The organism is Stenotrophomonas sp. STEN008, assembly GCF_056760435.1.
Genome location: NZ_JBRRET010000052.1, coordinates 1 through 20103, shown reverse-complemented (window position 1 = coordinate 20103; position 20103 = coordinate 1). Strand labels below are relative to the sequence as shown.

General features: G+C 67.6%; 19 protein-coding genes. 11 read left to right on the top strand and 8 right to left on the bottom strand.

Annotation, left to right across the window (positions count from 1 at the left end):
* Positions 1-342 precede the first annotated feature (342 nt).
* The 4 genes from mgtE (at position 343) to ACVOME_RS17265 (ending at position 3510) form a co-directional block, all read left to right on the top strand.
* Positions 343-1704 (top strand): magnesium transporter, encoded by a 1362-nt coding sequence (gene mgtE / locus ACVOME_RS17280; RefSeq protein WP_053519410.1) that lies wholly within the window; start codon positions 343-345, stop codon positions 1702-1704.
* Between the two features lie 57 nt (positions 1705-1761).
* Positions 1762-2028 (top strand): hypothetical protein, encoded by a 267-nt coding sequence (locus ACVOME_RS17275; RefSeq protein WP_053519409.1) that lies wholly within the window; start codon positions 1762-1764, stop codon positions 2026-2028.
* 70 nt (positions 2029-2098) lie between these two features.
* Positions 2099-2917: a carboxylesterase family protein gene (locus ACVOME_RS17270; RefSeq protein ID WP_262219172.1), complete on the top strand. Its 819-nt coding sequence runs from the start codon at positions 2099-2101 to the stop codon at positions 2915-2917.
* A 101-nt stretch (positions 2918-3018) separates the two neighbouring features.
* Positions 3019-3510 carry an REP-associated tyrosine transposase gene (locus ACVOME_RS17265; protein WP_481505324.1) on the top strand — a complete coding sequence of 164 codons (492 nt, stop codon included), beginning with the start codon at positions 3019-3021 and terminating at the stop codon, positions 3508-3510.
* 91 nt (positions 3511-3601) lie between these two features.
* Here ACVOME_RS17265 and ACVOME_RS17260 read toward each other — a convergent pair whose 3' ends face one another.
* The 3 genes from ACVOME_RS17260 to ACVOME_RS17250 are packed head-to-tail and all read right to left on the bottom strand — an operon-like array spanning position 3602 to position 5595.
* A complete protein-coding gene (locus ACVOME_RS17260; RefSeq protein ID WP_053519403.1) occupies positions 3602-4552 on the bottom strand; it encodes an aspartate carbamoyltransferase catalytic subunit in 951 nt (316 codons plus the stop codon).
* 16 nt (positions 4553-4568) lie between these two features.
* Positions 4569-5036 carry a Holliday junction resolvase RuvX gene (gene ruvX / locus ACVOME_RS17255; protein WP_053519401.1) on the bottom strand — a complete coding sequence of 156 codons (468 nt, stop codon included), beginning with the start codon at positions 5034-5036 and terminating at the stop codon, positions 4569-4571.
* Positions 5029-5595, bottom strand: a complete 567-nt coding sequence (locus tag ACVOME_RS17250; protein WP_065182436.1) for a YqgE/AlgH family protein — start codon at positions 5593-5595, stop codon at positions 5029-5031. The genes ruvX and ACVOME_RS17250 overlap by 8 nt, the downstream gene beginning before the upstream one ends.
* An 89-nt stretch (positions 5596-5684) precedes the next feature.
* Here ACVOME_RS17250 and ACVOME_RS17245 point away from each other — a divergent pair, with 89 nt between their 5' ends.
* The 4 genes from ACVOME_RS17245 (at position 5685) to ACVOME_RS17230 (ending at position 9332) form a co-directional block, all read left to right on the top strand.
* Entirely contained in the window at positions 5685-6230 is a 546-nt protein-coding gene (locus ACVOME_RS17245) for a DNA-3-methyladenine glycosylase I (RefSeq protein WP_053519397.1), read from the top strand.
* A 229-nt stretch (positions 6231-6459) separates the two neighbouring features.
* Entirely contained in the window at positions 6460-7650 is a 1191-nt protein-coding gene (locus ACVOME_RS17240) for a methyl-accepting chemotaxis protein (protein WP_053517932.1), read from the top strand.
* Between the two features lie 98 nt (positions 7651-7748).
* Positions 7749-7967, top strand: a complete 219-nt coding sequence (locus tag ACVOME_RS17235) for a hypothetical protein (RefSeq protein WP_197572276.1) — start codon at positions 7749-7751, stop codon at positions 7965-7967.
* A gap of 279 nt (positions 7968-8246) precedes the next feature.
* Positions 8247-9332: a GAD-like domain-containing protein gene (locus ACVOME_RS17230; protein ID WP_164972368.1), complete on the top strand. Its 1086-nt coding sequence runs from the start codon at positions 8247-8249 to the stop codon at positions 9330-9332.
* Positions 9333-9415: 83 nt separating this feature from the next.
* Here the strand turns inward: ACVOME_RS17230 and ACVOME_RS17225 are convergent, their stop codons facing one another.
* Positions 9416-12178: a bifunctional diguanylate cyclase/phosphodiesterase gene (locus tag ACVOME_RS17225; protein WP_053517927.1), complete on the bottom strand. Its 2763-nt coding sequence runs from the start codon at positions 12176-12178 to the stop codon at positions 9416-9418.
* A 131-nt stretch (positions 12179-12309) separates the two neighbouring features.
* Here ACVOME_RS17225 and ACVOME_RS17220 point away from each other — a divergent pair, with 131 nt between their 5' ends.
* Together ACVOME_RS17220 and ACVOME_RS17215 are read left to right on the top strand one after the other, a co-directional pair.
* Positions 12310-14412 (top strand): sensor histidine kinase, encoded by a 2103-nt coding sequence (locus ACVOME_RS17220; protein ID WP_111187002.1) that lies wholly within the window; start codon positions 12310-12312, stop codon positions 14410-14412.
* 4 nt (positions 14413-14416) lie between these two features.
* Positions 14417-16192 (top strand): EAL domain-containing protein, encoded by a 1776-nt coding sequence (locus tag ACVOME_RS17215; protein WP_053517925.1) that lies wholly within the window; start codon positions 14417-14419, stop codon positions 16190-16192.
* A gap of 54 nt (positions 16193-16246) precedes the next feature.
* Here the strand turns inward: ACVOME_RS17215 and ACVOME_RS17210 are convergent, their stop codons facing one another.
* The 4 genes from ACVOME_RS17210 to flgA form a co-directional block, all read right to left on the bottom strand.
* The gene (locus tag ACVOME_RS17210) at positions 16247-17464 is read right to left on the bottom strand and encodes an ATP-binding protein (RefSeq protein ID WP_065182185.1); all 1218 of its coding nucleotides are present in this window, start codon (positions 17462-17464) and stop codon (positions 16247-16249) included.
* 91 nt (positions 17465-17555) lie between these two features.
* On the bottom strand, positions 17556-17894 hold the full coding sequence (locus tag ACVOME_RS17205; protein ID WP_053517922.1) for a flagella protein: 339 nt from the start codon (positions 17892-17894) through the stop codon (positions 17556-17558).
* Positions 17891-18196, bottom strand: coding sequence for a flagellar biosynthesis anti-sigma factor FlgM (gene flgM, locus ACVOME_RS17200; protein WP_053517921.1), 306 nt, complete (start codon positions 18194-18196; stop codon positions 17891-17893). The genes ACVOME_RS17205 and flgM overlap by 4 nt, the downstream gene beginning before the upstream one ends.
* Positions 18197-18271: 75 nt before the next feature.
* Positions 18272-18928, bottom strand: coding sequence for a flagellar basal body P-ring formation chaperone FlgA (gene flgA, locus ACVOME_RS17195; protein ID WP_262218054.1), 657 nt, complete (start codon positions 18926-18928; stop codon positions 18272-18274).
* Between the two features lie 129 nt (positions 18929-19057).
* On the opposite strand from flgA, the gene ACVOME_RS17190 reads away from it, so the two are divergent.
* The gene (locus ACVOME_RS17190) at positions 19058-20002 is read left to right on the top strand and encodes a chemotaxis protein (protein WP_065182182.1); all 945 of its coding nucleotides are present in this window, start codon (positions 19058-19060) and stop codon (positions 20000-20002) included.
* Positions 20003-20103 lie beyond the last annotated feature (101 nt).

The following is a 20103-nucleotide window of genomic DNA, read 5'->3' as shown; positions in this document are numbered from 1 at the left end:
GGCGAGATCGAGAGCCTGAACGTATCGGTCGCCGCGGGCGTCAGCCTGTTCGAGACCGTGCGCCAGCGCGGCTGATCGTCCCGTGGCAGCGGGCGGGGGCGGCGCCCCCCCCGCCCCGCCCCCACCCCCCCCCCCCCCCCCCGCCCGCTCGCCCCCCCGCCCCACCCCCCGGTTGACCCCCCCCCGTCGGCGGGCCCCCCCCCCGGCGGAATTCATGGACCCCGCTGGCCGCAGACACCGGGGTATGCGTTGAAACATCCCCTTGCGATAATGACGCGCTGAACACCCTTGTTGCCGCATCCTTGCCAGGATCGCGGCTTTTCTTATCCCGCGGGAGCTGCGATGGCTGAAGCTGTACGCCACGACAAGACTGCGCGCCAACTGCGGATGCTGTCCGATGCACTGGACAGTGGCCGGCTGGGACCGGTGCGTCGCCTGGTCAATACTCTGGCCCCCGCCGAGATCGGCAACCTGCTCGAATCGCTGCCGCCGGGAAAGCGCGAAGTCGTGTGGGGCCTGGTCGATCCGGAAGATGACGGCGAGGTGCTGGTCCACGTCGGCGACGACGTGCGCGAGAGCCTGCTCGCGGACATGGACCCGGACGAGATCATCGCCGCGGTCGAAGACCTGGACATCGACGACCTGGCCGATCTGGTCGAGGACCTGCCGGACACGGTCATCGACGAAGTCCTCAAGTCGATGGACCGCGAGAACCGCGAGCGCCTCGAGCAGGTCCTGTCCTACCCCGAGGACAGCGCTGGCCGCCTGATGAACCCGGACGTGGTGACCGTGCGCGCCGACGTCAACGTCGACGTGGTGCTGCGCTACCTGCGCCTGCGCGGCGAACTGCCGGACCATACCGACCACCTGTTCGTGGTCAGCCGCCGCCATCAGTATCTTGGCCGTGTCTCGCTTGCAGCGCTGGTCACCCATGAAGACACCACGCCGATCAACCGGTTGATCGACGACGAACAGCCGGCGATCGATGTCGGCGAGAGCGACCAGGAGGTCGCCCGCCAGTTCTCCGACCATGACTGGATTTCCGCGCCGGTGGTGGACGACAACAACATTCTGGTCGGCCGCATCACCATCGATGACGTGGTCGACATCATCCGTGGCCAGGCCGAGCACCAGGCGCTGGGCGCCGCCGGCCTGGACGAGGACGAGGATCTGTTCAGCCCGGTGTGGCGCGCGATGCGCCGTCGCCTGATGTGGCTGTCGGTGAACCTGTGTACCGCCTTCCTCGCCTCCAGCGTGGTCGGTCACTTCGAAGGCACGATCGACAAGCTGGTGGCGCTGGCGGTGCTCATGCCCATCGTCGCCGGCCTCGGCGGCAACGCAGGCACGCAGGTGCTGGCGTTGATGGTGCGCGGCCTGGCGCTGGGCCAGGTGGGCGCATCCAATGCACGCACCCTGCTGTGGAAGGAAGTGCGGGTGGCACTGCTCAACGGCCTGTTGCTGGGTTCCGTGCTGGGCCTGATCGTGCTGGCCTGGTTCCATTCGCCGGGGTTGTCGGCGGTGATCGCCATCGCGCTGACCTTCAACCTGCTGTTCGCCGCGCTGGCCGGTGTGCTGGTGCCGCTGACCCTGAAACGTTTCGGCTTCGATCCGGCCTTGGCCAGCGGTATTTTCCTGACCGCCGTGACCGATTCGATGGGCTTCTTCACCTTCCTCGGCCTGGCCACCCTGGTGCTGCTGCACTGACCGACCTGCGCCCTGCCCCCGGTCGGGGCGCGGGGCCCATTCCCACTGGAACACCCCATGGCAACCACGATCGAAAACTACTTCCAGCCGGGTTGGCGCGACCAGCTGCATACCTGTGCCGCGTGCGAATGGAAGGGCAGTTCGCGGGCAATGGTGATGGAGCTGGACGAGGACGCCACCGAGTACGACTGCCCGGTGTGCGAGAACCCGCTGCTGGTGGTGCTGCACCCGGATCTGGCACAGGTACGGGCCGCCGCCGCCGAAGGCAACGCTGAAGCGCAGGAGCAGCTGGACATCGTCGCCAGCGCCCCCCGGCCCGAGTGACGCGCTGCACGATGCTGGCCAGGCGCGACTGGACTACCATGAAAACGATTCCAGATCAGGAAACGCGCTCATGGTTCGTCTGCTTGCACGCTGGTTGCCGCTGCTGCTGGTCCTGATGGTAGGAGGCTGCGCCAGCACCGCCGAACGGGCGCACGGACGCTTCGAGGCGCGTGCGGTGAAGGTGGATGGCCGTACGGCCTATTACCAGGTGTTCATTCCGGCGGGCCTGCAGCCGCGTGGTTCGGCGCAGCAGGGTGCCGCGCCGGTCGATGTGCCCGTCATCCTGTTCCTGCACGGCTCTGGCGAGCGCGGCGGCGATGGCGTGAAGCAGACCCACGCCGGGCTCGGCCCGTACCTGCGCGACCACCGCGACTTCCCGGCGCTGGTGGTGTTCCCACAGGTTCCCGGGCACGAGGAATGGAGCGGCCGCAACAACCGGGTGGCCCTGGCCGCACTCGACGCCACCCTCGCCGAGTTCGGTGCCGACCCGGCCCGGCAGTACCTGACCGGCATGTCGATGGGCGGCTACGGCAGCTGGAACATCGCACTGGATGACCCGCGCCGTTTCGCGGCGATCGTGCCGGTCTGCGGTGCGGTGCTGGCCCCCCGCGCGGTGCGGCCGACCCTGTTCGTGGAGCAGGTCGCCAACGAAGCCGATCCGTATGCCGCGATTGCACAGCGCCTGCGGCACACGCCGATCTGGATCTTCCATGGTGCGCTTGACGATGTGGTGCCACCAGACGACGACCGCCGCCTGCACGCCGCGTTCCAGGCCACCGGCGCCGCCGACGTACGCTACACCGAGTATCCGCAAGGTAACCACAACGCCTGGGATGCCACCTACGCCGATGCGGCGATGTGGACGTGGTTGTTCGCGCAGAAGCGATGAGCCATAGCTTCGGTAGTTGCCAACCTTGGTTGGCACTGGCCTACCTGAAACCAACCCATTCCCCGATGCTCACTGGAAGCAGGCCCGTCCATGCTTGCTCCATGCAGAACACACGTCTCCTGCTCGGTCGTCGCTCCAGCATCGGCCTCAGCTATATCCTCACCACCGTCGTCCATGACCGCGCGCCGCTCTTCACCAACGCCGCAGCGGCCGCCTTGGCAGTCCGCGAATTCCAGCGACTGGATCAGCAAGGCTTCACCCGCTCGATTGCGTACGTGGTCATGCCCGACCACATCCACTGGCTGGTCGAACTACGTGCGGGAACGCTGGAAACCGTCATGAAGCGTTTCAAGTCGCGCACCGCCCAGCAGGTAAACCGGTTGCTGGGGCGAGTCGGGCGCTTCTGGCAGGCCTGCTATCACGATCATGCGATCCGCTCTGACGAATCGTTGCACCGGCATGCGATGTATCTGATGGGAAATCCGATCAGGGCCGGGCTGACGACGCGGCTTGGGCAATATCCCCATGCATGGTGCGAATGGGAGCTTGGCGCTTCGTGTGATCCGCTCGACAACTTGGGCGCGGATGGATAGTGCCAACCAAGGTTGGCATCTACCAGAGCGGTGCGCGGACAAGCCGCGCGGTAAGTGTGTCAATCAAGGTTGGCACCTGCCAAAGCGGGGTTCAGCCCAGCAGGGTTTCCAACACGGCCATGCGCACGGCGACGCCGTTGGCGACCTGGCGCAGCACCCACGACTGTGGGCCATCGGCCACATCGTCGGTCACTTCCACGCCGCGGTTGATCGGGCCGGGGTGCAGCACCGCGGCGTCCTTGCCGGCGCGGGCCAGGCGTTCGCGGGTCAGGCCGTACTGGTCGTGATACTGCTCCAGCGACGGCACCAGCCCTTCTTCCATGCGCTCGCGCTGCAGGCGCAGCATCATCAGTGCGTCGACCCCTTCCAGCATCGCGTCGAAATCCTCGCCCACCACGCAGCCCTTCAGGGTTTCGTCGTCCGGCAGCAGCGACTGCGGGCCACACACGCGGATCTCGCCCACGCCCAGCGTGCGCAGTGCGTGCAGGTCGGTGCGGGCGACGCGCGAGTGCTTCACGTCGCCGACGATCACCACCTTCAGCTTCGAGAAATCCGGGCCCTTGGCCTGGCGCAGGGTCAGCATGTCCAGCAGGCCCTGGGTGGGGTGCGAACTGCGCCCATCGCCGGCGTTGACGAGGGCGGTGCCCTCGCCCGCCGCTTCGGCCAGTGCGGCCACGGCACCATCATCGGGATGGCGCACCACGAAACCGCGCACGCCCATCGCTTCCAGGTTGCGCAGCGTGTCGCAGGCGGTTTCGCCCTTGCGCGTGGACGAGGTCGACGCATCGAAGTTCAGCACGTCGGCGCCCAGGCGCTGCGCGGCCAGCTGGAACGAGCTGCGCGTGCGGGTGGACGGTTCGAAGAACAGCGTGCACACCGCGGAACCGGCCAGCACGTGCCGCTTGTTGCCGACGCGGCCGACCGCCGCGTCGCGGATCTGCCCCGCGCGGTCGAGCAGCTGCAGCAGGGTGTCGCGGGGCAGGCCCTCAAGAGTCAGCAGGTGGCGCAGGCGGCCGGAGGCATCGAGTTGCTGGGCGGTCATGGCGGGAATCGTGCAGTCAGGGAATGGGAGTGGCGTCGTCCGGCGAGGACAGCCAGCGGTCGATGATCACCGCCGCAGCCACCGCATCGAGCGCGGCCGCATCACGGCGGCGCTTGCGCCCTTCGGCGCGCTCGACGGCGAAGCGGCGGGCGGCTTCCACCGAGCTTGAGCGCTCGTCGATCATCACCACCGGCAGCTTGAATCGTTCCCGCAGCTGGCGGGCGAAGCCCTGCGCGCGCTTGCGGTTGGGTTGGTCCTGGCCGTCGAGCGTCAGCGGATCGCCGACCACCAGGCCATCGGGCTTCCATTCCTTGATGAGGCGTTCGATCGCCGCCCAGTCCGGGCCGTTGCCGTGCACGTCGACCACGGCCACGGCACGCGCATGCGCGGCGAAGGCACTGCCGATGGCCACACCGATCCGTCGCGCGCCGACATCGAAGCCGAGCACGGTGCCATCGCGACGGAGGGCGGCCGGCTCAGACATGGCCGCTGTAATCGGTGAGCCGGAACAGATCCACGCCGATGCGCGAGGCAGCGCCCTGCCAGCGCTGCTCCAGCGGCAGCTGGAACACCAGTTCGGCGTCGGCCGGCACGGTCAGCCAGCTGTTCTCGGAAAGCTCGCTTTCCAGCTGCCCGGCGCCCCATCCGGCGCAGCCAAGGGTCACCACGGCATTGGCCGGGCCTTCGCCGCGGGCCATTGCTTCGAGAATGTCGCGCGACGTGGTCAGGTACAGGCCATCGCCCACCGTCAGGCTGGAATCCCAGGGCCGCGCATCGTCGTGGATGACGAACCCGCGCTCGGGATGCACTGGCCCCCCGTTGAGCACCATGCGCGCCTGCAGGTCGCCATCGCTGGTGGCGATGTCCATCTGCGACAGCACCTCGCCCAGCGTGTACTCGGACGGCTGGTTGACCAGCACGCCCATCGCCCCGTTCTCGTCGTGCTGGCAGATCAGCGCGACGCTGCGGGCAAAGGTCGCGTCGAGCAGCGACGGCAGCGCGACGAGCAGGTGATCGGCAAGGGAAGTGGGAGTTGCGGGCATGCCGCCATTCTAGCCGCTGGCCGCCCCCGATGCCTGCACCTGCCGGTCACGGCGCGCATAATGACCACCCCGTACCGCAGGAGTTCGCCTTGTCCGGATATTGCCTGATCGCCCCCGGCCACCCGGTGCACGACTACTACCACGCGCACGAGTACGGCTTCCCGCAGCGCGACGAACGCGAGCTGTTCGAGCGGCTGGTGCTGGAGATCAACCAGGCCGGCCTGAGCTGGGAGACCATCCTGAAGAAGCGGGAAGGATTCCGCGCGGCCTACGATGCCTTCGACGTGGACCGGGTCGCGGCCTATGCCGAGCAGGACATCGAGCGCCTGCTCTCGGACCCGGGCATCATCCGCAATCGCCTGAAGGTGCTTGCCGCGATCCACAACGCACAGGTGATCCAGCAGCTGCGTGCGGACCACGGCAGCTTCGCCGCCTGGCTGGACGCGCATCACCCACGCAGCAAGGCTGACTGGGTGAAGCTGTTCAAGAAGACCTTCCGCTTCACCGGCGGCGAGATCACCGGCGAATTCCTGATGAGCCTGGGCTACCTGCCGGGTGCGCACGCCGCAGACTGCCCGGTGCATGCGCGGCTGCTGAAGCTGTCACCGCCCTGGCTGCAGGCCGTCGCCCGCTGAACCGGACCCGCCGGGCATGGCCCGGGGCTACCACCCGCTGATCTGCATCCGCCGGGCATGGCGCGGCGCTACCGCATGGCCTGACCGTCGCGCAGCGCTGCCGGGTACCGCCGGGCCATGCCCGGCGAGCGTCCGGCGCCGGAAATCCGGCGCATTCAGAAAGCGCATCGACGTTAAAGAGAAGGGGCACACGGCCGATACATCCTCCGTGCACCTCCCGAGAACGTCCATGTACTCACGCATTTTCATCCGTCTGGCCGCCCCCCTGGCCCTGACCCTGCTGCTCCCCTTCGCCATCGGCTTCGAATGGCCGGCCGCCCTGCGCTGGGCGATCCTGACCACGATGACGCTGAGCTGGCTGGGCTTTGCGTGGTGGACCGCCCGCGCCCAGGCGCACCGCTCACCGGAACAGGCCCGCGTCCTGCGTGAGCAGGACCAGCTGCTGACCGAACTGCGCAGCTTCGTCGGCAACGAAATCGACGGTTCGCGCGGTGAAGTGGAACGCGCCCGCGACCTGATCCGCCAGGCGGTATCGAGCCTGGGCGGCAGCTTCGATGCAATGAACCGCAAGTCGCGCCAGCAGAGCCAGGCGCTGTCGCGCATCGTCGACCGTGCCGGCGATGAAGGCAGTGCGGGCCTCGACGTTGCGCGGTTCGCCCAGCATGCCAGCCATCGCATGGAGCAGCTGGTGGAAGCGCTGGAACAGGTCAGCGGCCAGAGTTCGACCACCGTGCAGCACATCGACCAGATGGCGCAGCACCTGGACGGCATCTTCGCGCTGCTGGAAGACGTCAAGTCGATTGCCGACCAGACCAACCTGCTGGCGCTGAATGCCGCCATCGAAGCAGCCCGTGCCGGCGAGGCCGGCCGCGGCTTCGCGGTGGTCGCCGACGAAGTGCGCAACCTGTCCGAGCGCTCGACCACCTTCAACGAACAGATCCGAAAGCTGGCCCACAGCTCCAAGGACGCCATCGCCAAGGTCCGCGAGACGGTCTCGCACATGGCTTCGCGCGACATGGACCGCTCCCGCGAAGCACGCCAGGAAGCAGCGGCCATGCTGGACAACGTGGCGCAGATCAATGCTTCTCTGGGCGAAGGCATGCGCGAGGTGTCCGAGTGTGCGCGTGCCATCGACGGCAGCGTCGCCGAGGCCGTGCGCGCGCTGCAGTTCGAAGATATCGCCACGCAGGCGCTGGGTGGCGTGCATACCCACCTCGACCGACTGACCGCGATCAACCGCGAAGCGGTGGCCCTGCAGGAACTGCTGCACCGCAATGGCGGCGTCTTCGACGAAGAGATCGCCAGCGCGCTGCAGCGCACCGGCAACCGTCTGCGCGAACTGCGCAACGAATGGGAGCGCCCGCCGCACAAGCCGGTCGCCCAGCAGAACATGGGCGCCGGTACCGTCGAACTGTTCTGAGACGCGTGTCCGCTGCCCTCTCCGGCAGTCTGCAAGGCCCCGGCTCGACCGGGGCCTTTGCCTGTGATCCACCGCCGAATGCATCCTGTACGCGCCCCATGGCCCTGATCAGCGCCCCGCCCTCCTCCCTCACCGACATCGAACGCCCGCGCAACGCCAGCGTGCGAGAACAGCTGCAGCAGCTGGAAAAGGTCGCGCATGAGGAGATCCGCGAGCTGCAGCAGCTCGCCGATGCGCGCTCGCCCTCGCCCGGTACCACCAGCGAACTGCTGGGCATGGCCTGGGACCTGGGGTTGGATGGAGATGCCCTGAAGTAGTGCCGGGGCGTGCGTGGATGGGGCGAGCTCAATGTGCGACGGCCAGAAGGCACGCGTGCTCGGGCCGATGCTTCTGGCCCTGCGTCTTTCCTCCTCTAGCGGAGCTGGAGCGGCCCCGTACAGGCGCTGCGGATGCAGCTGACGATTGCGTACGATGACAGTTCCCCACCACGCATGGATGGTTCCGGGGATGCATGAGTTTCGGATTTCTTGCATGGAATGCGATCAACGCACCCTTCATCGTGCCGGACCGATTTCGGTTCAGATCAGCCCAGCCCGATGACCAGCGCCGCCCTCTGCCTTTCGCTTGCCTTGCAGCTTCCGGTTGCCCCCGACCCGTTGACCCTGGATCCCGATTCCCTCGCGACGCTTCAGCAGGCGCTGCAGACATTCGGAGCGTTCCAGCACCCTTATTCTGCTCCAATCGACGCATACGACCCTGACGCGGGGGTGATCGACGCAACGGTCGAGGTCTCCGCGGGCTGCCTGCAGGAGGGTCCCAAGGTCATCGTCCTGGACGATGATGGCGACGAGACACCCGAGCGCTATCTGGTACTGGACGAGCCATGGCAGAGCCTTCCAGCGGGCACATTGCTGCTCGTCTGCGGAGACAGGGCGGTCGTCATTTCAGCTCAGGACTGGAGCCGGGAGCTTGCAAGAGCCGAGATCATGCTGACGTTTCTCGACCTGCTGCCTGGAGATTCGGAAGCCAGGGACCAGCTGGAGAGTTGCTCGGCAGTCTCGGATTCCGATACATCCGATCCCTTCGTGAAGAGCATTCTGGATCAGCTCTGCGCCAGCACTCCAGGTACACCTGTCACTGACACCGCCCTGGCCCTCTGGAAGGGCAGGCTCCCGGATGCATTACTTGCACTGTGGCAGCGCGACGGCCTGGCGCGCTATCACGATGATCGACTGACTATGGTCGATCCTGCCCAATACGAAACCGTCCTGGCTGCCCTTCTGGCAGGCAGTCCGCCGCGGGACAAGGACAACCTTCATGTATATGCGATCTCGCCATTCGGCCAGATGCTGATCTGTGGCGAGAAGACTGGCGTCGACCTCACGCTTGAACCACACGAAGGCTACCTATGCGCGCCTGCAGCGCTGACTCTCCCAGCAAGCAACGCCGTCCGCAACAGGAGCCTGCACGACTTCCTGCTGACATTGGATGATCCTGAGCTGGATGTCCTGACCGAGGACGAGGAGCCAATGTTCTGGCGAGTCCGTGAGATGTTGGGGCCGCTGGGCGACGGAGAGATCTACACCTCGACGGAGCCCGTGCCAGAGCACGGCTGGCGGATAGACCGCCTGGTGAAACGCAAGGCGCTGGATGTGCTCGCAGAGCTTGCGCAGCGTCGCTGACTGCTGACACATGGAGGATGTACCTGCGTGCATGCCGACCAAGGTCGGCACCTACCAGAGCACGTGCCGGACAGCGCAGGTCGTCAACGCACCAGCAGCGCTTCGTTGCCGGCGTCCGTGCGCGACGGTGACTGATGCTGCTGGCGCAGCCACTGCGCCAGGTCGCGCGGGCTCAGCGGCCGCGAGTACAGGTAGCCCTGGATCTCGTCGCAGCCCTGGCGGCGCAGCATGTCTTCTTCCTGGTGCGTTTCCACACCTTCGGCCACGACCTTCATGCCCAGCGCGTGGCCCAGGTGCACGATGGCCTGGGTCACCTCGGCCGTACCCGAGTCGTGCAGCATGCCCTGCACGAAGCTGCGGTCGATCTTCAGGCGGCCCACCGGGAACCGGTTGAGGTAGTTGAGGTTGGAGAATCCTGTTCCGAAATCGTCCACCGCCAGCGGCACACCATGCCGTTCCAGCACGTCGAAGCAATGACGCAGGATGTCGGTGTCACGGATCAGCGCCGACTCGGTCAGCTCAAGTTCCAAGCGCTGTGGCGGCCAGCCATGGGCATGGCAGATCTCGATCACCCGCTCGGCGAAGCCGCGATCACGCAGCTGCACGGCCGAGACGTTCACCGCGATGCGGTCGAAGTGCAGACCGGCTCTGTCCCAGGCAGTGGCCTGGCGGCAGGCTTCGTTCAGTACCCAGTCGCCGATGCGCACGATTTCACCGCACTTCTCGGCGATGGGAATGAACTCGGCCGGGCTGCAGTAGCCGATGCCGGGTCGATGCCAGCGCAGCAGTGCTTCGATGGCCGGTGGCTCGCCAAGGTGGGCGTGCAGCAGCGGCTGATAGGCCAGGCTGAACTCCTCGCGCTCGATCGCGCCATGGAGTGCATGCTCCAGCTCAAGCCGGCGCTGGATGCGGGCCAGTGCATCCTGGCTGTAGTACTGGTAGGTGTTGCGACCGGCTTCCTTGGCCGCATACATCGCGGCATCGGCGGCGCGCAGCAGTGAATCGAAATCGGTCTGGGTATCGCCCAGCATGGCGATGCCCACGCTGGCCCCCACCTTCAGCGTGGTATCGCCGCGGCGCAGCGGCTCGGCCAGCGAGCCGATCAGCTTGCGCGCCACGTGGCCAGCGTCTTCCGGTTCGGCCAGGTCGCGCAGCACCACGATGAATTCGTCACCGCTGAAGCGGCCGAACAGATCGTTGTTGCGCAGGTTCTGGTGCAGTCGGGTGGCCGCCGCCTTCAGCAGCGCATCACCGGTGGCATGGCCGAAGCTGTCGTTGATGGTCTTGAAGCCATCCAGGTCGATGAACAGCATCGCCAGCGAGGTGCCGCGATCACGCGCTTCCTCGATTGCTTCAGCCGTCTGCTCGCCCAGCAGCACCCGGTTCGGCAGGCCGGTCAGCAGGTCGTAATGGGCCAGCAGCTCGATTCGCTCATTGGCCTCGCGCTCTCGCGTGATGTCACGGAACAGCACCACGAAACGTGGCGGCAGGCCATCGCGCCGATCCAGCTCGATCAGCACCTGCACCCATACGCGCAGGCCCGATTGACGATAGAAGCAGAGATCCAGCTGCTCGGGCAGTCCGCCACCGGCAATCCGGCCCAGCGCCGCCTCGAACGCACTGCGCGAGTCCTCGGTGTACAGCGCCAACGCCTGGTCCAGGGTGATCGGCTCCTTGCGCAGTCCGTGGATGCGATAGCACTCTTCGGTCCATTGCATGTGCCGGGTCTGCACCTCGATCTCGCACCCGCCGATGCGGCCCAGGGCCGAAACGCGGTTGAGCAGCTCGGTACGCCAGCGGATCAGCGCATCGGTCTGGTGCTGTTCGGTGATGTTCTGCACCTGGCCCAGCAGGCGCTTGGGCTGGCCCTCGCCGTCCAGCAGCGGCTGCATCCACAGCCGCAGATGCAGCGATGGTTCGCCGCTGCCGCGGGCCAGCTCCAGTTCGAGGCTGGCGGAGCGGCCATCGCGCCACAAGCGGCGCCAGGCTGCCCGCAGCGCTCCACGTGAACGCGGATGCAGCTGCTTGAGCCAGCGTCGCTGGCCGGGCACGTTGCCGGGCTCAAGTGCGAGCAGCGAACGCAGTTCGGGCGACCACCAGAAGGAGCCCGTGCCTGGATCGAACGACCAGCTGCCCATGCTGGCGATGCGCTGCGCCTCGCTCAGGTGCACCTGCTGTTCGTGCAGCAACGCCTCCAGCTGCTTCTGCTGTTCGATGTCGGTGTGGGTGCCGACCATCCGCAGCGGCTGGCCGTCGGCAGTGCGCGCGACCACGCGGCCACGATCAAGCACCCAGCGCCACTGCCCGTCGGGCTGGCGGAAGCGGAACTGTGCGCTGTACTGGTCGCTGGTTCCACGCAGGTGCTGATCCAGCGCGGCGCGCACGTGGCCGATGTCCTCGCCGTGCACGCGCGCCAGCATTCCGCTGGCGGTCTCTTCGCCCAGGCCAGGGGTGCGGGTGACGCGATCGCTGGGAATATCCCAGTCCCACAGGCTGTGGCCAGCGCTGTCCAGCGCCAGTTCCCAGCGTCCGCCACCCGCCAGCGGCACCGGTTCCGGCACGCTCAGGGTGAAGGCCAGCAGATTGCCGGCGCCGTCATGCACGGCGCGCAGGTGGCCGTCGTAATGCCCGCGCGGCCCTCCCGGCAGGCTGCACGCAACAATGCCACCGTCGGCGGCCAGCAGACGCAGGTCCTCCAGCATCGGCGCGTAGGCCGCGACCGTCGCCGGCAGGCCATGCTCGCGCGCGGCCGGATTGGCTGCCAGCGGACGGCCAGTGCGGTCGACGATGACCAGCGCCGACGCGAGCGGATGCTGCAGCAGGCTGGCGATGATCCCTTGGTCCACGCGATCTTGCTCCGGATGAAACGCCCGACAGCGGGGCACGCAGTGGTTAACGGCGCCTGCGGCGGATAATTGAGTGGCTACGGGGCACCTGCGCGGTAAGATGGCCGGCGCCCCTACCTGCTGCCCTGTCCATGCCCGCAGAACCGACCGGCACCGCCCCTGTTCCCGACCCGCGGATGGCCCAATCGCTGGGCCGCGATCGTCGGCGGATCGTGCTGAGTTACCTGGCGATGGCCCTGGCCTGGATGATCGCCACCGACAGCGCCGTGCAGCTGCTGGTACCCGATCCGTACCAGGCATCACTGTGGCAAAGCCTGAAAGGGTCGTTCTTCGCCCTGGCCAGCGCCGGGCTGCTGTACCTGCTGCTGCGGCCGCTGGCCGAGCACGTGCTGCTCACCCATGCCCGCCTGCAGGCCTCCGAGCTGCGCCTGCGGCAGATGTTCGAGGGCAATCCCGGGCCGATCCTGGTCTACGATCTGGACAGCCTGGCCATTCTCGATGCCAATCCTGCGGCCTGCAGCGCCTTCGGCTGGGAGCGCGAGGAACTGCTTGAGCGCACCATCGACGTGCTCTGGCCGCCCGGCCAGGACCAGGCGCTGCAGACCAAGCTCGAAGCCATCCGGGAGGCGCCCGAGCAGCTGTGCATCCTGCGGGCGCAGCTGCAGCTGCGCGATGGCAGCCTGCGGCAGATGGAGCTGCGCTCGAACGCAATCGGTTACGACGGCCACAACGCACGCCTGCTGATTGCCATCGATCGCACCGCCGAGGACCTTGCACAGCTGCGCCGGGACCAGGCACTGGCACGGGTGGAGGAAGCGCATGAGCTGGCGAAGATCGGCGCCTGGGAACTGGACCCCTCCAGCGGGCTGGGCCGGTACTCCAGCCAGGTCTATCGCCTGCTCGGCCGGCGCCCGCCGGAAGCGCGCCGCTGGCATCGCTTCGACGAACTGCTGGTGGCGGCCGATCCGGCCACTGCCGCGCAGGCAGACCAGCTGCTGGCCGAACTGTGTTCCGGCGAACCGGTGCAGGTGGACGTGCTGCTGCCGCTGCTGTCGATGGATGGCCGCGCGTTGATGGTGCACCTGCGCGCGGCCAGCGGCGTTGACGAGGCCGGCCGCGACCGCGTGCTCGGCACGCTGCAGGACGTGACCGAGCGCGAGCAGTCGCGGCGGCTGCTGCGCGAACGTGAGGAACAGTTCCGCGAACTGGTGCGTGTACTGCCGGACGGCGTGGTCATCCTCTTCGAGGAGCACGTGCTGTACGCCAACGCCTGGGCCGCGAGTCTGTTCGGCTATGGCGGCCATGCCCTGCTCGGCGAGCCGCTGGCGGCTCTGGTCGCCGACAGCGATCTGGCGCGGGTACGCGTGCAGCTCCGGGCCGGCCAGCCCCAGCACGGCCCCGGCCACAGCAGCGTGGTGGCGATGCAGCGTGCCGATGGCCGCAGCTTCCACGCCGGCCTGGCCGTGGGCGAAGTCCGCTACGGCGGTCGCGACTGCAAGCTGCTGATCGTGCGTGACCTGAGCGATTCCGAGCGCACCCGCAGTGCGCTGGAGACCAGCAACCGCGAACTACAGGCCATGGCCGGCCGGTTGTTCTCGCTGCAGGAGGACGAGCGCCGCGCGATCTCGCGCGACCTGCACGATGACATCGGGCAGGCCATCACCGCCATCAAGCTCTCCGCCTATGCCGCGCAGGACGAAGACGATCCGAAGCGCCGCAGCGAGGATCTGGCACAGATCGTCAGCCTGGCCGACACCACGGTGGCCAAGCTGCGTGACATCTCCACCCTGCTGCGGCCTCCACAGCTGGATGCGCTGGGCCTGGAGGCGGCACTGAGCTGGCAGGCACGGGTACTGTTCCGCTCCTCACCGGTGGAACTGCTGGCCGAAATCGAGCCCCTGCCGCATCGGCCCGACAACAGCATCGAGCAGGCCTGCTTCCGCATCGCCCAGGAAAGCCTGACCAACGTACTGCGCCACGCCCGCGCCAGCCAGGTGCAGCTGCAGCTGCGCGATGTCGGCCAGCGCGGGCTGCACCTGCAGATCCGCGACGACGGCGAGGGTTTCGACCCTGACGGCCCGCGCGGCCTGGGCCTGATCGTCATGCGCGAACGTGCGCAGAGCGTGGGCGGCCACGTGCGGATCGAGTCGGCGCACGGCGCCGGCACCCTGGTCGATGTCCATCTTCCCTACCAGGCAGCCTGCGCGGCTGCCGTCGAAACACCGGATTACTGAGCCTATGTGGAATCCCAATCTGCCGCTGGTCAGCATCGACGATGCCCCTGACCGCCTTGGCGCCGGCAATCCCGAGCTGCAGGCGATGGTGGCCGAAGCCGCTTCGGGTGGCACGCCGCTGATGCTGATGCATGTGGACATCGACCACTTCGCGTCGGTCAACGAGAACATGAGCGCGGAAGTGGGTGACCAGGCGCTGGTACTGGTGGCACAACGCCTGCAGTCCTACCTGCGCGGGCGCGGCAAGCTGTGGCGCCATGGCAGCGACGAGTTCCTGATCGCCGTGCCGCGCGACGCCGACCTGCCGCTGCCGGAGGACTTCGCCGAAGAAATCCGCCAGCAGATGGAACTGCCGCTGTCGGTGCTGCCCTATACCCTGTTCATGACCGGCAAGCTGGGCGTCAGCCTGTGCCCGGAGCATGCCAGCAGCACCTCGCGCCTGCTCGATCATGCTGAAGATGCGCTGTACCAGGCCGCCCGCGAGGGTGGCAACGCGGTGCGTATCCATGCCGTGGACACACCACCCAGCGCGCACAGCGAGAGCATCATCGCGCGCCAGATCGTCGATGCCATCCCCAATGCCGAGCTGAAGCTGCGCTACCAGCCCCTGGTCAGCGCACGCGATGGCCATGTGGTGGGCATGGAAGCCCTGCTGCGCTGGCAGTCGCCGACGCTGGGGATGCTGGTACCGGAGCGTTTCATGCGAACGGCCGAGCGGCTCGGCATCATCGTGCAGATCGGCACCTGGGTGCTGGAGGGTGCGCTCAAGCAGGCGCGGCTGTGGCGCGACCAGGGATTCGACGACTTCACCATTGCGGTGAATGTCTCCACCCTGCAGCTGCTGCGACCGAATTTCTTCGCCGAAGTGATGTCGCTGCTGCAGGCAGCGGGCGTGCCGGCGCAGATGCTGACGCTGGAGATCAACGAAAGCGCGCTGACCAACAACGTCAATTTCGTGCACGAGACCCTGGCCAACCTGCGCAACGAAGGCATCAGCCTGAGCCTGGACAACTTCGGCACCGGCGACTCCAGCCTGAGCGCGCTGGTGCGCTATCCGGTGGACAAGCTGAAGATCGACCGCAGCTTCATCAAGAGCGCGCCCGCCGGCAACCGCGAGGCCGCCATCGCCCGTGCGATCATCGCCATGGGCCACCAGCTGGGCATGACGGTGATCGCCAACGGTGTGGAATCGCAGGCACAGCTGGGCTTCCTGCGCCGCAACGACTGCGATGTGTTCCAGGGCTATCTGTTCGGCGAACCGATGTCGGCCGATGCCGCGGGCATGACCCTGCGCCGGCGCTACCTGCGCCCGGAAGCATTCGCCGAGACCCGCCCGGACCGCACCCTGCTGCTGCTGGACGACGAAGAGAACGTGCTGCGCTCGCTGGTGCGGCTGTTCCGTCGCGACGGCTACCGCATCCTTGCCGCCGGCAACGTGCGCGACGCCTTCGATCTGCTGGCGATCAACGATGTGCAGGTGATCCTGTCCGACCAGCGCATGAGCGACATGAGCGGCACCGAGTTCCTGGGCCGGGTGAAAATGCTGTACCCCGACACCATCCGCCTCGTGCTGTCCGGCTACACCGATCTGAACACGGTGACCGACGCGATCAACCGCGGCGCGATCTACCGCTTCCTGACCAAACCATGGAACGACGACGAGCTGCGCAAGCACATCCACCAGGCCTTCCGTACCTACGAGGAACAGCGCCGCAGCAACGCCGGCCCGGTGGCCATGGACGCAGGTGACGGTGGCGAGGATCGCCCGCCGTTGCGGTGATGGAGGCCGCCGGGCATGGCCCGGCGCTACCGTGCACCTGTGCCGTGCGGCGGCTCAGCGCGGCTGCTTCACCGGCAGCACCACGCGGAAGCGCGAGCCGACGCCGGGGGTGCTGTCCAGATCGATGCGACCGTGGTGCTTGTTGATGATGCTGTAGGAGATCGACAGGCCCAGGCCGGTTCCGCTGCCCACCGGCTTGGTGGTGAAGAACGGATCGAAGATGCGCTGGCGCAGTTCGGGCGAGATGCCGCCACCGGTATCCTCGAACTCGACCCAGACATGGTCGCCATCCACGCCGGTACGTACGGTGATGGTGCCGCGCTCGGCGATGGCATGGCCGGCGTTGAGCAGCAGGTTCATGTAGACCTGGTTGAGTTCGGACGGCAGGCACTCGACCAGCGGCAGCTGGCCGAACTCACGCACCAGGGTGACCTTGTACTTGAGCTCGTTCCAGATGATGTTGATGGTGGACTCGAGGCCGGCGTGCAGGTCGACCAGCTTCCACGACTCATCGCGGCCGGAGTACGAGAAGTCCTTGAGGTCGCGCACGATGCGCGTCACCCGCTCGATGCCCTCGCGTGACTCGGCCATCAGCTGTGGCAGATCGCGGCTGATGAAGTCGATGTCCAGCCGGTCACGGATGTCGTCGATCTCCGGGATGAGCGCCTTCGGGTCGGGCGCACGCAGGGCGCGCTCGTAGGCCTCGATCACGGTGAACAGGCTGCGCAGGTACTCCTGCAGGCTGCCGAGATTGGAGTGCACGTAGCCGATCGGGTTGTTGATCTCGTGCGCGACGCCGGCGGCAAGCTGGCCGATGGACGCCATCTTCTCCGACTGCAGCAGCTTTTCCTGCGTGCCGTTCAGTCGAAGGTAGGCCTGGCGCAGTTCGGCATGGCGCTGCTGCAGCTCGCGCTCGTAGTCTTCCTGGCCCTCGATGTGGCGGAACAGTGCCAAGTAGTGGCCCTGCCCGGGCGGACCGTGATGGTACAGATGCGCGATGACCACGCCCTCGCCCAGCGGCAGGCTGCCGTTCCAGTGACCGTTCTGGCGGGCGTGCTCCAGCGCGTCCGGCGGCAGCAGCTGACGCAGGCGCTGTGGTGCCGGCAGAAGGCCTTCGTCGCTGGCCAGCAGGTTCTGCGCGGCCGGATTGGCCAAGGCGACCTGACCGTCTTCGGTGAACAGCAGCAGGCCCTCGCGCAGGCGTTCAAGCAACGCCTGCAGCACCGGCTGTGGTGGAAGGGGGGCGGTAACCAGGACGTTGGCAGCGGACACGGCGGCTCAGGGGCATTCGAACAGGCGCCCAATATACGCGGTCGTGCCGCAGGCGACAGCCTGCGAGCCGGGAGGTCCGCGCGAAGTTGCGTCAGGCCACCGCCAGAGGACGGCCAGCGGTGACTGCGTGGGCCTGCCCCTTGGCATCGTAGGCCGAGGCCTCTTCGCTGCGGCCCAGCTGGCGCAGCGCCCAGTTCACTTCGCGGCGCCTGCGCGACAGCAGCACGCCGTTGGCGCGATTGCGCTCGGCCAGCTCCTGCAGCTGTTCGCCCTCGCCCACCGGCGGTGCGCCTTCCAGCGCACGCAGCGCCTCCAGCTTGGCGCCGGTGGCGCGGATCAATGCGTGCACGTCATGCTCGACCAGGGCCTGGCGTTCGACGTCCAGGGCCAGCGCCAGGCGCTGCAACGGCTCGCTCATCGCCGCGGTCATCCGTGCAGCTGCTGGTCCAGCTCAAGCATGCGCGAAGCGATCGCGTCCGGATTGATCGTATAGGTGCCGTTCTGCAGCGATTCGCGCACGGCGGCCACGCGCTGGGCGTCGATCGCCGGCGCCGTGGTCAGTTCGCGTTCGATGGCCTGCAGATTGGTGGCCTCGCCGGTCAGGCGCAGGCTGTCGGCCGCCTCCACAGGACGCGCCGGCGAGTCGCTGCTGACGCCGGGCTTGCTGGCCGGGTTCGTCACGCTGCGCAGTGCCTGGGGGACCTGCAGGTTGCCGTCGATTTTCTGGCTCATGGGGTGTCCTGGAGTTGCCGTTCACAAGGGATAACGGCCGCAGGGCCGTGATCTTTAGGGAAATCTTGCGGGAATTCAACGCGCCACGATTACGTCACCACGGGCATCCACCGTGCCCTGCACGATGCGCCGCGAGGACAGGTTCTCCACCGAGATGCGTTCGTTCTCGCCGGCATCGCCCATCGCCCGGCCCGCGATGCGCACCTCGACCGCGCCGCGCCGCGACACCAGCGCCACATTGTCTCCGCGCTTGATGAGACGCTGGGTGACCAGGTCGTTGCTCGACAGCAGCGTTCCAGCCTGCAGCGGACGCCGGGCGATGCGGCCGATCGCTGCATTGGGATCGGCCAGCACGGCCCCGGCAATGCGTGCAGCATCGCGTTGGGCGGTACTGATATCGGCAGCCGTCAGCGTTTCTCCAGCAGCGATGCCGCGTGCAAGCACCAGCACCGTCTGGTTGCGCCGCACCTTCACCGGTACGAACAGGCGCCAGCCGCCCGCATCGGGGCAGCTGACCTCGACCGTGGTGTTCGCTGTCGGCTGCACCTGCAGCGCTCCCGCGCACCGGGGAAGACGCAGCGCGTCAGCCACCTGGGCCTCGCCTTCGCTGCCGGCGGGCAGGCTCGACAACGCCGCCGCACGGATGCTGGCCACCGGCTGCCAGTCGGCGGCCACTGCCCAGGGCGAGGCAACGGCCAGTGCGACTGCCAGGATGGAGGAGATCGGGCGCATGGCGCCTCCTGTCGATGGGACCTGGCCCGGACGCGTGCAAGCGGCGTGCCAGTGCGATGCGCGGCACCACACTCGGCGCCGCTGGATCGGACCCTCAAGTTCCCGCCGCTGCACGCCGATACAGCAGCCATGTCCCATGACCTGCTCAACCGGATCGACCAGCGGACCCGCCTGGCCGGCCACAACCGACTGGCGCTGCTGCTGTTCCGCCTCGGCGGACGTCAGCTTTTTGGCGTCAATGTATTCAAGGTGCAGGAAGTGCTGCGGCGCCCGGAGCTGTTCCAGGTGCCCGGCCTGCCCGGGCAGTTCGCCGGCGTGGCCGATGTACGCGGACGCTCGGTGCCGGTCCTGGACCTGGGCCTGGCGATCGGCCATCCCGAGCGCGAGCCGGATGCCGATACCTCGCCCGGCTACCTGGTCGTCACTGAATTCAACCGCTCGATCCAGGGCTTCCTGGTCAGCGGCGTGGAGCGCATCGTCAACATCGCGGTGGAGGACATCCATCCGCCACCGGAACTGGGCGCTGAATCGAGCTATCTGACGGCGGTCACCCGCTTCCAGGGCGAGCTGATCCAGGTGATCGACGTGGAAAGCGTACTGGCCGACATCGCGCAGATCCGGGGCGAGGCCGTGCTCGATCCAGAGATGGCCATGCCTGCCGACGGCCCGCAGCTGCAGGTGCTGGTGGTGGACGACTCGCGGGTGGCACGCCAGCAGATCCGCAGCGTACTGGACCAGCTGGGGGTCGGCGCCACCCTGCTCTCCGATGGCCGGCAGGCGCTGGACCACCTGCTGCAGATCCACGCCTCGGGCGAGAATCCCGCCGACCGCTACGCCATGGTCATCTCCGATATCGAGATGCCGGCGATGGACGGCTACACGCTGACGACGGAAATCCGGCGCCATCCGGGGCTGGCGGGGCTGTACGTGCTGCTGCACACCTCGCTGTCGGGCGTATTCAACAACGCGATGGTCGAGCGCGTGGGCGCCAATGCCTTCGTCGCCAAGTACTCCCCGCACGAGCTGGCCGATTTCGTGCTGGACCGCCTGCGCAAGGTGGCGATGGCGGCCTGAGGCCGCCGGGGTTCCCCCCCCGGCCAGGCCCCGCGCGACCGGGTGTTTGGCGCCCCCTGGGGTGCCCCCGGCCCGGCCCGGCCCGCGGTGCCGGGCCCCCC

Coding starts and splice junctions, on each gene's coding strand:
- mgtE (WP_053519410.1), top strand. CDS start 343: ATGGCTGAAGCTGTACGCCACGACAAGACTGCGCGCCAACTGCGGATG.
- ACVOME_RS17260 (WP_053519403.1), bottom strand. CDS start 4,552: ATGACCGCCCAGCAACTCGATGCCTCCGGCCGCCTGCGCCACCTGCTG.
- flgM (WP_053517921.1), bottom strand. CDS start 18,196: ATGAGCCAGAAAATCGACGGCAACCTGCAGGTCCCCCAGGCACTGCGC.
- ACVOME_RS17265 (WP_481505324.1), top strand. CDS start 3,019: ATGCAGAACACACGTCTCCTGCTCGGTCGTCGCTCCAGCATCGGCCTC.
- ACVOME_RS17215 (WP_053517925.1), top strand. CDS start 14,417: ATGTGGAATCCCAATCTGCCGCTGGTCAGCATCGACGATGCCCCTGAC.
- ACVOME_RS17220 (WP_111187002.1), top strand. CDS start 12,310: ATGCCCGCAGAACCGACCGGCACCGCCCCTGTTCCCGACCCGCGGATG.
- ACVOME_RS17250 (WP_065182436.1), bottom strand. CDS start 5,595: ATGCCCGCAACTCCCACTTCCCTTGCCGATCACCTGCTCGTCGCGCTG.
- ACVOME_RS17270 (WP_262219172.1), top strand. CDS start 2,099: ATGGTTCGTCTGCTTGCACGCTGGTTGCCGCTGCTGCTGGTCCTGATG.
- ACVOME_RS17190 (WP_065182182.1), top strand. CDS start 19,058: ATGTCCCATGACCTGCTCAACCGGATCGACCAGCGGACCCGCCTGGCC.
- flgA (WP_262218054.1), bottom strand. CDS start 18,928: ATGCGCCCGATCTCCTCCATCCTGGCAGTCGCACTGGCCGTTGCCTCG.
- ACVOME_RS17205 (WP_053517922.1), bottom strand. CDS start 17,894: ATGACCGCGGCGATGAGCGAGCCGTTGCAGCGCCTGGCGCTGGCCCTG.
- ACVOME_RS17230 (WP_164972368.1), top strand. CDS start 8,247: ATGACCAGCGCCGCCCTCTGCCTTTCGCTTGCCTTGCAGCTTCCGGTT.
- ACVOME_RS17275 (WP_053519409.1), top strand. CDS start 1,762: ATGGCAACCACGATCGAAAACTACTTCCAGCCGGGTTGGCGCGACCAG.
- ACVOME_RS17235 (WP_197572276.1), top strand. CDS start 7,749: ATGGCCCTGATCAGCGCCCCGCCCTCCTCCCTCACCGACATCGAACGC.
- ruvX (WP_053519401.1), bottom strand. CDS start 5,036: ATGTCTGAGCCGGCCGCCCTCCGTCGCGATGGCACCGTGCTCGGCTTC.
- ACVOME_RS17240 (WP_053517932.1), top strand. CDS start 6,460: ATGTACTCACGCATTTTCATCCGTCTGGCCGCCCCCCTGGCCCTGACC.